Source organism: Pigmentiphaga sp. GD03639 (genome assembly GCF_029845405.1).
In the GTDB taxonomy this organism is placed as follows: domain Bacteria; phylum Pseudomonadota; class Gammaproteobacteria; order Burkholderiales; family Burkholderiaceae_B; genus Pigmentiphaga; species Pigmentiphaga daeguensis.
This window is the reverse complement of sequence record NZ_JAOCLR010000024.1, coordinates 80,400-93,229: the sequence shown is the minus strand read 5'-3', so window position 1 is coordinate 93,229 and position 12,830 is coordinate 80,400. Positions and strand designations below refer to the sequence as shown.

Below are 12,830 nucleotides of genomic sequence, written 5' to 3'. Positions count from 1 at the left end.
GGCGGAAGAGGTGCGCGCCGAGTTCCTGGGGAAGTTCCTGCCCGCGGCCAGACGCGCGGAAGCGGCGACGGGGATCCCCGCCGCCTACATCCTGGGCCAGGCCGCCCTGGAATCCGGCTGGGGACGGCGGGAGATCCGTGGCGCCCAGGGAGAGGCCAGCCATAACCTGTTCGGCATCAAGGCCACGGGCTGGGACGGCCGCACCGTGCGCACGCGCACGACCGAATACCGCAACGGCACGCCGGAGCGCGTGACGGCGGAGTTCCGCGCCTACGACTCCTACGAGCAGGCGTTCGAGGACTACGCGCGCCTGCTGGCGTCGAATCCCCGCTACGCCAAGGTGCTGCAATCGGCCGGCAGCGCGGAGCAGTTCGCGCAGGGCCTGCAGCGGGCCGGCTACGCGACCGACCCCAGGTATGCCGAAAAGCTGGGCAGCACCATCCGGCGGGCCATGCAGATCGTCGTCTAGCGGCGGATCCGTTCCCGACCGGGCAGAAGGCCGCCGGCATGCTCAAGCTTGGACGCCGGCGTCCGTTAAGAGAGACATCAGCCGTGCATGGCGCCGCCGCGCACGCCAGGCAGCCCGCATGAAACCATGACCACGAACATCGCCAACATCGCATTGACCGGATTGCGCGCCGCCCAGGCCGGGCTGGCCGTGACCGCCAACAACATCTCCAACCAGGGGACGCCCGGGTACTCGCGCCAGCAGGTGATGCTGCAGTCGGCCATGTCGAACTTCAGCGGCGCCGGCTATTTCGGGCAGGGAGTGGACGTCGTCACGGTCCAGCGCGCCTACAGCGATTTCCTGTCCAGCCAGGCCAGCCAGTCGGCATCGACGCTCAGCTATCTCTCCACCTATTCGGACCAGATGAGCGGCCTGATCAACCGGCTCGGGTCGGTGGACACCGGGATCAACCAGAGCCTGAACGCGCTGTATTCGGCCTTGGGCCGCTTCAGCCAGAATCCCGCCGAGACCGCGTCGCGGCAGGCCGCGCTGGCGGCGGCGCAGTCGACGGCGGCGCGTTTTCGCGCCATCAGCGAGGATCTCTCCACCCTGAGCCAGGGCATCGACAACCAGGCCAGCGCCACGGTGGGACAGATCAACCAGCTGGTGCAGAGCATTGCCGCCTACAACGCCAAGATCGGCGACGCCTATGGCACCGGCCAGGGCCAGGCGCCCAACGGCCTCCTGGACCAGCGCGACGTGCTGGTGCGCGAGCTGGGCAGGCTGACGGGCATCACCACCAGCACCCAGGGCACGAGCATCAACGTCTATCTGACCAACGGCCAGCCGCTGGTCATGGAGCAGGTGGCCGCGCAGTTGCGGATCGACACCCGCGACCCGGCGTCGCCCACGGGTACCAGCCTGTCGCTGACCGTCGGCAGCCACACCATGCAGCTCAAGCAGGACGACATCGACGGCGGCCAATTGGGCGCACTGCTGCAATTCCGCGACAACGAGCTGGCCCAGGCCCAGTCCGAACTGGGGCGCCTGGCCATTGCCATGGCGGCGGCCTACAACCAGCAACAGCAATTCGGCATGGACAGCAACGGCCAGCCGGGCCAGGCCCTGTTCCGCATCGGCAACCCCGTTGCCGTGGGACAGCGCGGCAACACCGGCGATGCGCGGCTGGCGGTGGGCATCGCCGACACGCGCTCGCTGACCGGCAGCGACTATCAGCTGACCCGGGTGGGTAGCGAGTACGTCGTGACCCGGCTCGACGACGGTACCGAACTGGGCCCGTTCTCGTCGCTGCCGCAGAACGTGGACGGCCTGAGCATCGGCCTGGCCGACGGCGGCCTGGCCGACGGGGACACCTTCACCATCAAGGTCGCCAGCCAGGCCGCGGCGGGCGTCGAAGTGACCCTGGCCGATCCCGGCAAGCTGGCCGCCGCCGCCCCCATGGGCCTGGTGACGGCGGACACCAATACCGGCACGGCGCAGGCGTCGCGCCTGCGCTCGGTCGAGTCGGGCAGCCCCGACTACGGCACTTCGGTCACCGTCCGCTTCACGTCCGCCACGGGCTACGAGCTGCTGGGCGAGGACGGCAGCGTCCTGTCGACGGGTTCCTTGCAGCCGCCGCAGCAGACCATTTCGTACAACGGCTGGGCCTTCGACGTGTCCGGCATCCCGGCCGCCGGGGACCGGATCACCGTCAAGGCCGACCCGGGGGCCCCCGCGGGCGACAACCGCAACGCGCTGGCCATGGCCGGGCTGGGGACCACCAAGATCGCCGGGGGCAGTACGCTGACCGATTCCTATGCCGGGCTCATCTCCAGCGTCGGCACGCGCGCGGCTTCGCTGAACATCAGCAAGGCCGCGCAGCAGACCGCCTTCGACCAGGCGGTGGCCAGCGAACAGTCGCTGTCGGGCGTGAACCTGGACGAAGAAGGAGCCAACCTGCTGCGCTACCAGCAGGCCTATGCCGCCGCCGGCAAGGTGCTCGGCATGTCTTCCGAGCTCTTCGACCAGTTGCTCGCCGCCATCCATTAACGATACGCCTACGGACCGCCATGAGAGTCAGCACCAACCAGTTCTACGACAACAGCATCCGGGCCATCACCAGCCAGCAGAGCGCACTGCTGCAGGTCTCGCAGCAGCTCTCCGCCCAGCGCAAGCTGCTCAGTCCGTCCGACGATCCGGTCGCGGCCGGCCGCGAAGTGGCGCTGGACGCCACGCTCAAGGCCAACGAACAGATGCTGAAGAACCAGGCGGACGCCAAGGGCCTGCTCGAGGGCACCGAGAACTATCTGGTGGAGGCGGGCGGCACCCTGCAACTGGCGCTGACCCGCGTCGTGCAGGCGGGCGGCGGCGGGCTGAACGAGGAAAACCGGCAATCCATCCTGGCCGATCTCAAAGAATTGCGCGACCAGCTGATGAGCGTGGCCAATACCCAGGACGAGAACGGCAACTACATCTTCGCCGGCTACAAGCGCGACAGCCAGCCTTTCGTGCGCAACGCCTCGGGCGTGGTCTACCAAGGCGATGCCGGCGTGCGCCAGAGCCAGATCGGCCCCAACCGCGTGATCGACGTCAGCTTCAGCGGCAATTACCTGTTCGGCGACATCCCCACCGGCCGCAACGGATTGGATGTCGGCGCCGGCAGCGGCAATACCGGCAGCGCGACGCTGACCGCCAGCACGGTCACCGACTGCCAGGCCTGGTCGGCCGCGGCGGCCTACGGTCCGTACACCATCGAGTTCGGCGCCGACGGCGCCTATACCGTTTCGGACAAGGACGGGGCCGAGGTGGGCACCGGCACCCTGGGCGAGGACGGCCAGGCGATAGATATCGCCGGTGTGCAGATCGGCATCAGCGGCCGGCCGGCCGAAGGCGACACGCTGAGCTTCGGCCCGTCGCGTTCGCAAAGCGTATTCGATACGCTGGACCAGGCCATCGCCGCCCTGAGCCAGCCGGCTTCCGCGACCGAATCCGTCTCGCGGGCCAACGCGCTGTACGAGGTCAACCTGAACCTGAACTCGGCCATGAACCGGCTGCTCGAGGCTCGCTCGTCCATCGGCAGCCGCCTGACCGAGATCGAGGCGGCCACCACCGCGGGCGAAACCCGCGGCGACCAGATCACCGGCGAGATCTCCCGCGTGGTGGGGTCCGACCTGGAGACCATGACGGAACTGACCGGCGAACTGGCCAAACGCACGTACACTGTGCAGGCCGCGCAGCAGACCTATACGCAGATCGCCCGGATGTCCATTTTCAATTTCCTGTAAGCAGGCAGGATCCGGCGGCGGATGGACGCGATGGCGCTGCCGGCGCGTTCACCTGGCCACACCGGATGCTTCATGTCGCAGGAACCGTTCAACATCCTCGTCGTCGACGACGAGCCGCTCAACCTGGAAATCATTTCCGAGCACCTGTCCGATCCTCGCTATCGGCTCCGGTGCGTGCAGGACGGCATCCAGGCCTGGGACGTGCTGCAGGATCCGGGCATCGACCATGACCTGATCGTGCTCGACCGGATGATGCCGGGACTGGACGGCATCGAGCTCCTGACCCGCATACGCGCGGACCGCCGCCTGGCCGATGTCCCGGTCATCATGCAGACCGCGGCCGCGCGCCCCGCCGACGTGCTCGAGGGTATACACCGGGGCGCCTACTACTACCTGACCAAGCCGTACGAGCACGACATGCTGATCGCGGTCGTCAGCGCGGCCATCGAGTTCCGCGCGCGGCAGAAGGGCCTGCGCCGGCGCCTGTCCGACGTGCACGATGTGTTCGCCCACATGCGGCAGGCCAGCTTCGGCTTCGTGTCCCTGGCCGAGGCCCGGCAACTGGCCTTCTTCCTGGCCAAGCTGTGTCCCGCGCCCGAAGTGGCGGTAATAGGCCTGGCCGAACTGATGGTCAATGCGGTCGAACACGGCAACCTGGAAATCGGCTTCGCCGACAAGGGGCGCCTGAGCATGGAAGGCCGCTGGGCGGCGGAGATCCAGCGGCGGCTGTCCCTGGCCCCGTACCGGGACCGCATCGCCAGCGTCAGCTTCGAACGCGAACCCGACCGCATCCGCTTCCGCGTCAGGGACCAGGGCCCCGGCTTCGACTGGCGAACCTACCTGGAAATCTCTCCCGACCGCGCCTTCGACATGCACGGCCGAGGCATCGCCATGGCCCGCGCCCTGACTTTCAAGGACCTGGCCTACACCGACGACGGCCGGGAGGCCATCGGAAGTATAGAGACCCCCTAGGGAAGCCCACCCCCTACCCGCTACGCGGGCCCCCTCAAGGGGGCGATGCGGGTGGACCGGCGGAGCCGGATCCACCGCATCCTGGGTCTAGTGGGGTTGTCTTGGGTTGTTGCACCGGTGCTATCGCTGGCTGCCAGCGATAGCAACTGTGCTTCAGTCCAAGATGGTTTCCCTAGACCCAGGAAACCGCGGATCTGGCTTTGCCAGTCCGCCGGTTTCGCCCCCTGGGGGGCGCCCGAAGGGCGTAGGGGGGGGCCTCTACTCCACCAGTTTGTGTTTCAGCGCGTAGTGGGTCAGCTCGGCGTTGTTCTTGAGCTTCATCTTCTCGAGCAGGCGTGCGCGGTAGACCGAGACGGTCTTGGGCGAGAGGGAGATTTCCTCGGCGATCTGGGTCAGGGTGCGGCCCGAGGCGATCATCACCATGGTCTGGTATTCGCGGTCGGACAACAATTCGTGCGGCGGGCGCTCGTCGCCCTGGCTGAGGTGGGTGGCCAGTTGTTCGGCCAGTTCGGGCGTGATGTATTTCTTGCCGCGCGCGACGGTCCGGATGGCCTCGATCACGGTTTCGGGCGGGGAGTTCTTGTGCAGGTAGCCGGCCGCGCCGGCCTTGACGCTGCGTACCGCGTACTGGTCCTCGGGATACATGCTGAGCATGAGCACGGCGATGCGCGGCCAGCGTTCGCGCACCTGCTTGAGCCCTTCGAGCCCGTTCTTGCCGGGCATGGATATGTCCATCAGCACGACGTCGGCCTCGGTCTTGCGCAGCACGTCGAGCAGGTCGCCGCAATCGGCCGCTTCTCCGACCACCGATATGCCTTCCTCGGCCTGCGCGATCTGCCGCAGGCCGGAGCGCACGATGGCGTGGTCGTCGGCGAGCACCAGACGGATCATTCCTGGTCCTCCGGCTCGTGGTGGGGGGATTTTCCGCCAGGCAGGGAGAGCGTAGGGGGATTCAACGGGATCGAAATCATGAGTGTGGTTCCTCGGAAAGGCGGCGTGCCCGTCTGGGGCGCGCCGCCTATGTCCATCCAGCCGCCCAGGCCGTGGACGCGTTCCATCATGCCGCGCAGGCCGAACGACGTTCCCTTGCGCAGCGCGTCGGACGACAGGCCGATGCCGTTGTCGCGGACTTCCAGGCTGAGGGTGCTGTCGTCGGCGAAGAGGTCGACGTCCACGCGCGTGGCCTGCGCATGCTTGAACACGTTGGTCAGGGCTTCCTGGAAGATGCGGAAGACGGCGATGGATTGCTCCAGTTCGAGCGCCAGGTCGTCCTGGTTGGTGTGGACGTTGACGGTGATGCCCGTATGCTGCGCGAAATCGCGCGCTTGCCACTCGATCGCGGCAACGATGCCGAAGTCGAGCACGGGCGGCCGCATGGCCCGGGCGATACGGGAGATGGCCTCGCCCAGCGAAGCGACCATCTGTTCGGCTTCGTCCAGCAACTGCGCCGTTTCCTTTTCGCGGGAGCGGCGGCGGGCCAGCGCGAGGTCGGCGCGTATCCGGGTGACCAGGGCGCCCAGATCGTCGTGGATCTCGCGCGCGAGTTCGGCCCGTTCGTTCTCCCGCACGCGCTCGGTGTGGCGGGAGAGTTCGCGCAGCTGGCTTTCGGAACGGCTGAGTTCCGCCTGCGCATGGGCCAGGTGAGTGACGTCGGACAGCGCGACCACGCATCCCGAAGGCGGAGAACCGCTGAGCGGACTGGCCGATACCAGCAACTCGCGCTTTTCGCCCCGGGTTTCTATGCTGAACGGCAGGCCGCGTACCTCGGAACCGTCCAGCGCCGGGGCGATCAGGGTCAGCAGCTTCCAGGTGTCGGGCTGCGAGGGCAGGGCGAACGAGCGGGACAGCGTGTCGGCCGAGCCCAGTCCGGTCAGGTCTTCGCAGGCCGGGCTCCACATGGTGACGGTACGCTCGCGCGAGATGGCGAACAGGGCGACCGGCGTGGCCGAGAAGACCGCGTTCAGCTGATCGTGGGCCGAGGCCAGCGCGGTTTCCGCCCGTTGCCGCTGGTCGCGGGTCTGCACTTCGCGCAGGCCGCGTTCCAGCGCGGGAGGGAGCCTGCGCAGGTTGTTCTTCATGACATAGTCGTCGGCGCCGGCCCGCATAGCCTCGACCGCGGTTTCCTCGCCGATGGCGCCGGACACGATGAGGAAGGGGCCGCGGAACCCGACTTCCTTGGCCACCTTCAGCGCGCGCAGGCCGCTGAAGGTCGGCAGGGAATGATCGCTGATGATGGCGTCCCAGGCTCGTTCGGCCAAGGCCTGCCGCATGGTCGTTTCGGTGTCCACGCACTGGGCCGTGACGTTCAGCCCCGCGTCGACCAGCACGGCGCGCATCAGCGTGAAGTCGGCGAGCGAGTCCTCGATGAAGAGGATGGCGAGTTGCGAGGCTTCGCGGGCGTCGGGGCCCAGCGCGGCCGGGGCCTGGCCGGGCGCGGCCGTCATGAAGCGAGGCAGGCCGGCCTGCGGGGGGCTGGCGTTCTGCACGGAGACGGGGCCGCGATTGAACATTGCTTAATGAATCAGTAAGTGTTGCCGATAATCCCGTCAATGATAGCGTGGGGGCTTTTCCTTTAGGGCCAAGCGTGACTTCCAGAACCAGCCTCCTGGCCATGACCGACGCCATGCCGGGCACGGCCGACTCTCTCGTCGGCACCGAATTCGCCTTCAGCGGCCAGGATTTCGACCGGATACGGACCCTGTTGCGGCAGCACACCGGCATTTCGCTGTCGGACGCCAAGCGCAGCATGGTCTACAGCCGGCTGGCCCGGCGGCTGCGCGCGACCGGCCGTCCGTCCTTCAGCGCCTACCTGGAGGGCCTGCGCGCCGGCGCGCCCGAATGGGAATACTTCGTCAACGCGCTGACCACGAATCTCACGTATTTCTACCGCGAGAACCACCATTTCCAGATCCTGGCCGCCTACCTGAAGCGGCTGGCCGCCGAGCGCCCGGGCCAGACCCTGCAACTCTGGTGCGCGGCCGCTTCCACGGGCGAAGAGGCCTGGACCCTGGCCATCACGGCCGCCGAGGTGTTCGGGACCCTGGCGCCGCCGGTGCGCATCCTGGCGACCGACCTGGACACCCATGTGCTGGCCACCGCGCGCCAGGCCGTGTACCGGCGGGATCAACTGGCCAAGGTGCCCGACCAGCAGGCGCGGCGCTACTTCATCGAGGAAGCCGAGGGCTTGTACGCCGTGCGGCCCGAACTGCGCGCGCTGGTGAATTTCCGCCAGTTGAACCTGCTGGATCCCGCCTGGCCGGTGCGCGGGCCGCTCGATGCGGTGTTCTGCCGCAACGTCCTCATCTATTTCGACCGCCCCACGCAATTGCGGGTGGTCGAGCGCATGGCCGGGTTGATGCCGGCCGGAGCCCTGCTGTTCGTCGGGCATTCCGAAAGCTTTTCCCAGGGGCAGCAGCGCTTCGTGCTCCAGGGGCGTACCGTCTACGCCAGGCAGCCGGGCTGAGCGCATCCATGACCGACGAGCACCACCGGCCCGCCGACGGCCGCGCGCCTCCGCCGTCCCAATACGACCGCAGGCTGCTGGTCGCCATCGGCGCCTCGACGGGCGGCACCGAAGCGCTGCGCGACCTGCTGGAAGCGCTGCCCGCCGACCTGCCGCCCATCGTCATCACCCAGCACATGCCGCCCGGGTTCACGCGCAGCTTCGCCGAGCGCCTGGACAAGCACACGCCGCTGCGCGTCAAGGAAGCCGAGCACAACGAACGGCTGCATCCAGGGCACGTCTATGTGGCTCCCGGCCACGCGCACCTGGCGGTGCGGCCGCTGCCGCTGCTGGGCTATCACGCGCAGTTGTCCGAGGGCGAGCCGGTCAATCGCCACCGTCCCTCGGTCGAAGTCCTGTTCCTGTCGGCCGCCCGCGCGGCGGGGGCGTGCACCGTGGCCGTCATGCTGACCGGCATGGGCAAGGACGGCGCGCGGGCCATGCTGACGCTGCGCGAGGCCGGCGCCTACAACCTTGCCCAGGACGAAGCGTCGAGCGTGGTCTTCGGCATGCCTCGCGAAGCCATCGCCCTGGGCGCCGTCCACGAGATCGTCCCGCTGCCCCAGATGGCCCAGCGCCTGGTCATCGCCGTAGAAGCCAAGAACAAGGCCATCAATGGACCCTGAAAAGCAAAACGGCCCCATAAGAGGCCGTTCTAGCCGTTGCCAGGGCACAGCGGATCCGGCTTTGCCGGTCCGCCAGCACCGTTGAGGGGATGCGGCGCTCCGCCCCGAGACGTCCGCACCCAGACCCAGGATGCGGTGGATCCGGCTTTGCCGGACCCGCATCGCCCCCTGGGGGGCGCGCGTCAGCGCGTAGGGGGGGACCTCAGACCCAGGACGTCCTGCATGTCATACAGGCCGGCCGACTTGTCCGCCAGATAGCGGGCGGCGCGCAGGCTGCCTTCGGCGTAGTTGACGCGGCTGCTCGAGCGATGGGTGATCTCGATGCGTTCGCCCGGGCCGCAGAAGAAGACCGTGTGGTCTCCCACCACGTCGCCGCCGCGGGCGGAGGAAAAGCCGATGGTGCCGTGCTTGCGGGCTCCGGTGTCGCCATGGCGGGCCCACTCGGCCACCTCGGACAGCGGCTTGCCCCAGGCCTGCGCCACGGTTTCACCCATTTTCAGCGCCGTGCCGGATGGAGCATCCACCTTGTGCTTGTGGTGGACCTCGAACACTTCCACGTCGTAATCGTCCTTCAGGATGCGGGCGGCGATGTCCAGCAGCTTGAGGGTGACGTTCACGCCCACGCTCATGTTGGGCGCGAAGACCACGCCGACCTTGTCGGCGGCCGCCGCGATCGCGGCCTTGCCGGCTTCGTCGAAGCCCGTGGTGCCGATGACCAGCTTGACGCCGTGGCGGCGGCAGGCTTCCAGGTGGGCCAGCGTGGCCTCGGGTCGGGTGAAGTCGATCAGGCAGTCGGCCTGGGCAAGAGCGTCCAGGTCGTCGGTGATGGTGACCTTGCTTTGTTTGCCCAGGAACTCGGCGGCATCGTGGCCGATGGCGGGGCTGCCTGCGCGGTCCAGCGCGACGGCCAGTTCCAGGTCGGGGGCGGCGAGCACGGCTTCGATCAGCATGTGGCCCATGCGGCCGGTAGCCCCGGCAATGGCGATACGCATCGAGGTCATTCCTTGGTATTCGTGGCGGGTTGAGCGGGGGCCGCGTCGCCGGAGGGCGGTGCGGCGGGAGGCGCGATCGGAGCGACCGGCGTGGCGACGGCGGGCGCGGAACCGGGGTCCAGGCTGGGAGAGGCGGCGTTGCCCTCGACCGTCAGGGGCGCCGCGTTCGGGGCCTGCTGGGCCGGCTGCGTGATGGCGCCCAGGGCCTTGCGCGTGTCCTTCTGCTGGAACGGCTGGCGGGCGGGCTGTTCATCGCCGGTCCAGCGCTCGAGCCGGTCGTTGACGAAATAGACGGTGAAGCGCCGTTCCTCGGTCTGCCCGTGGCCCGGCGTGAACAGGTACGGATAGTCCCAACGGTCGGAATGGAAAATGCTGGTCAGGGTAGGGCTGCCCAGGGCGAAACGCACCTGTTCGCGGGTCATGCCGGGGCGCAGCAGCTCCACTTGTTGCTGGGTCAGCCAGTTGCCCTGCTGGACGTCGGCCCGGTAGGGTTTGACGAAGTTCGGGACGTAGTTGTTGACCGAGCTGCATGCCGCCAGGCCCAGCAGCGCGGCCGGGGCCAGCCGCCGCAAGGTGCCGGCTTGGCCGTGGATGAAGGAAATCAGAGCGTTTGGCACAGATCCGCACTCGTCTTGATTGGGGAAACCGTTATCATAAAGCCCTCGGGGATTGCCTGGGCTTTTCCGGGGCTTTCCCGGCACTTCAGGACGGCTGCCGCGGGACGGGTAACAGGGCGCTTCGTGCGCCGAGCCGGGCCGTCCCGCCGCCTTCCATGCCGGAGCGCCGCGCCATGCGCGTGTCGCGCGCCAGATGGCTGACTGGGCTCGAAGACCCAGCACCCACGCCGGTTCCCGCCGTCCAGCGGGGACCGACACACGAAACCGCTTTCAGAAGGGATCATCATGACAGATCAAAGCGAACTCAAAAGTATAGGCCTGAAAGCGACCTTTCCCCGGCTCAAGATCCTGGATGTCTTCCGCAAGGCCGAAGTGCGCCACATGAGCGCCGAAGACGTCTATCGGGCCCTGATCGGCGAAAGCGTCGAGATCGGGCTGGCCACGGTCTATCGCGTGCTGACGCAGTTCGAGCAGGCCGGGCTGCTGGTCCGCAGCCAGTTCGACAGCGGCAAGGCCGTGTTCGAGCTGAACGAGGGCGACCACCATGACCATCTGGTCTGCACCAATTGCGGCAAGGTCGAGGAGTTCTTCGACGCGGAAATCGAAAAACGCCAGCAGAAGATCGCCAAGGATCACAACTTCGTGCTGACCGGGCACGCGCTGTCGCTCTACGGCATCTGCCAGAACTGCGCCAAGAGCCGCTGAAGGCAGGCAAGGGGCGGGCGCTGGCCCGCCTCAGTTGTTGCCTATCATTTCCCGCGCATGCTTGCGCGTCGTGGCGGTGATCTCTATGCCGCCCAGCATCCGGGCGATCTCGTCCACCCGTCCCCCCCTGTCCAGCCGATTGACCGTGGAGATCGCCGCGCCTTTCTCCTGGCGCTTGTCGACCCGCAGGTGCGTATTGCCGCAAGCGGCGACCTGGGGCAGGTGGGTGACGCACAATACTTGATGCAAACTGCCTAGTTCGCGCAGCAGCCTGCCCACCACCTCGGCCACCGCGCCGCCTATGCCCGTGTCGACTTCGTCGAAGATCAGGGTCGGAACCCGCGCTGCGCGGCTGGCGATGACGGACAGGGCCAGCGAGATCCGCGCCAGTTCGCCCCCGGACGCCACCTTGGCCAGCGGGCGGGGCGTGGTGCCCGCATGTCCGGCGACGCGGAATTCGATGGCCTCCGATCCGTGGATACCGGGGTCGGCCGGCTCGACCGCGACCTCGAAGCGGCCGCCGGTCATGGCCAGCGTCTGCATGGCCTGGGTCACCGCCTTGGACAACGAGCCGGCCGCCTTCTTGCGGGCCCGGCCGAGCTTGGCGGCGGCGGCGTCGTAGGCGGCCTTGGCGGCTTCGGCCCTGGCGCGCAGCGCCTGGACGTCCTCGGCTTCCTTCAGGGTCTCGAGCTGGGCCAGCAGCGTGGCATGCCGTTCGGGCAATTCCTCCGGTTGCAGGCGGAACTTCCTGGCGGTGTCGAACACCGCCTGCAGGCGCGCCTCGACTTCGCCCAGGCGCTGGGGGTCGAGCTCCAGGCGCCCCAGATAGCTGTTCAGGTCGGAGACGGCTTCCTGCAACGCGATACGGGCCGATTCCAGCGCCTCGGACACCGGTGCCAGCGCGGCGTCGTGCACCGCCAGCTGGCCGATGCGCTGGGCCGCGGCGGCCAGGCGGGCATGGGCGGCGTCATCGTCTTCTTCCAGGGCGGCGATGGTCTGGCTGGCGCCGTCGATCAGCGACTGGGCATGGGCCAGCCTGCCGTGCTCGGCCTGCAGGTGCTCCCATTCGCCGTCCTTCAGCGCCAGCCTGTCGAGCTCGTCGGCCTGCCATTGCAGGCGCTCGCGCTCCTGCTGCAGCGAGGCCGCGTCGCGTTCCACGGCTTCGAGCCTGCGCGCCAGCTCGCGCCAGGCCTTCCAGGCCTGGGCCACCTCGCGCCGCAAGGCGCCGTGGTCCCCGTGGTCGTCCAGCATGTCGCGCTGGGAATCGGTCTTGAGCAGGCTCTGGTGCGCGTGCTGGCCATGGATGTCGACCAGGTGCTCGCCCAATTCGCGCAACTGGGTCAGGGTGGCGGGTACGCCGTTGATGTAGCCGCGGCTGCGGCCCTGGGCATCGATGACTCGCCGCAGCACCAGGCTGTCGGTGTCCAGCTCGCGTTCGGCCAGCCAGTCCAGCAGGGCCGGCGGAACGTCGAACACCGCGCTGACCTCGGCCCGACTGGCGCCTTCCCGCAGCACCGACGCATCGGCGCGTTCGCCCAGGGCCAGCGCCAGCGCATCGATCAGGATCGACTTGCCGGCGCCCGTTTCGCCGGAGAAAACGGTGAAGCCGGGGCCGAATTCGACCTCGGTCTGGTCGACGATCACGAAATCGTTGATGTGCAGGGCGCGCAGCATGCGAATGGGG

Annotated in this window: 11 protein-coding genes and 1 pseudogene; 7 read left to right on the top strand and 5 right to left on the bottom strand. The window is 68.1% G+C overall.

Annotation, left to right across the window (positions count from 1 at the left end; all coding sequences use genetic code 11):
• The 4 genes from flgJ to N5K27_RS21660 form a co-directional block, all read left to right on the top strand.
• Positions 1-469 (top strand): flagellar assembly peptidoglycan hydrolase FlgJ (flgJ, locus tag N5K27_RS21675; RefSeq protein WP_279818695.1); only part of this gene is annotated, 469 nt, incomplete at its 5' end.
• A gap of 126 nt (positions 470-595) precedes the next feature.
• Complete coding sequence (gene flgK / locus N5K27_RS21670; RefSeq protein WP_165963219.1) at positions 596-2,497, top strand: flagellar hook-associated protein FlgK; 1,902 nt, start codon at positions 596-598, stop codon at positions 2,495-2,497.
• A 20-nt stretch (positions 2,498-2,517) separates the two neighbouring features.
• Entirely contained in the window at positions 2,518-3,732 is a 1,215-nt protein-coding gene (flgL, locus tag N5K27_RS21665; protein WP_279818692.1) for a flagellar hook-associated protein FlgL, read from the top strand.
• A gap of 72 nt (positions 3,733-3,804) precedes the next feature.
• Entirely contained in the window at positions 3,805-4,704 is a 900-nt protein-coding gene (locus N5K27_RS21660; protein ID WP_279818689.1) for a response regulator, read from the top strand.
• A gap of 258 nt (positions 4,705-4,962) precedes the next feature.
• Here the strand turns inward: N5K27_RS21660 and N5K27_RS21655 are convergent, their stop codons facing one another.
• Entirely contained in the window at positions 4,963-5,595 is a 633-nt protein-coding gene (locus N5K27_RS21655) for a response regulator transcription factor (protein WP_087841467.1), read from the bottom strand.
• Positions 5,592-7,214 (bottom strand): response regulator, encoded by a 1,623-nt coding sequence (locus N5K27_RS21650; RefSeq protein WP_087841466.1) that lies wholly within the window; start codon positions 7,212-7,214, stop codon positions 5,592-5,594. Before N5K27_RS21650 ends, N5K27_RS21655 begins: the two co-directional genes overlap by 4 nt.
• A gap of 74 nt (positions 7,215-7,288) precedes the next feature.
• Here N5K27_RS21650 and N5K27_RS21645 point away from each other — a divergent pair, with 74 nt between their 5' ends.
• Positions 7,289-8,167, top strand: a complete 879-nt coding sequence (locus N5K27_RS21645) for a protein-glutamate O-methyltransferase CheR (protein ID WP_243724575.1) — start codon at positions 7,289-7,291, stop codon at positions 8,165-8,167.
• A gap of 77 nt (positions 8,168-8,244) precedes the next feature.
• A pseudogene (locus N5K27_RS21640) lies at positions 8,245-8,832 on the top strand (CheB methylesterase domain-containing protein); the annotation flags it as partial.
• Between the two features lie 182 nt (positions 8,833-9,014).
• Here the strand turns inward: N5K27_RS21640 and dapB are convergent.
• On the bottom strand, positions 9,015-9,824 hold the full coding sequence (gene dapB, locus N5K27_RS21635; protein WP_279818706.1) for a 4-hydroxy-tetrahydrodipicolinate reductase: 810 nt from the start codon (positions 9,822-9,824) through the stop codon (positions 9,015-9,017).
• Between the two features lie 5 nt (positions 9,825-9,829).
• Positions 9,830-10,372 carry an outer membrane protein assembly factor BamE gene (locus N5K27_RS21630; protein WP_279818705.1) on the bottom strand — a complete coding sequence of 181 codons (543 nt, stop codon included), beginning with the start codon at positions 10,370-10,372 and terminating at the stop codon, positions 9,830-9,832.
• 354 nt (positions 10,373-10,726) lie between these two features.
• On the opposite strand from N5K27_RS21630, the gene fur reads away from it, so the two are divergent.
• Positions 10,727-11,146 (top strand): ferric iron uptake transcriptional regulator, encoded by a 420-nt coding sequence (gene fur / locus N5K27_RS21625; RefSeq protein WP_087841463.1) that lies wholly within the window; start codon positions 10,727-10,729, stop codon positions 11,144-11,146.
• Between the two features lie 30 nt (positions 11,147-11,176).
• Here fur and recN read toward each other — a convergent pair whose 3' ends face one another.
• Positions 11,177-12,820, bottom strand: a complete 1,644-nt coding sequence (recN, locus tag N5K27_RS21620; RefSeq protein WP_087841462.1) for a DNA repair protein RecN — start codon at positions 12,818-12,820, stop codon at positions 11,177-11,179.
• Positions 12,821-12,830 lie beyond the last annotated feature (10 nt).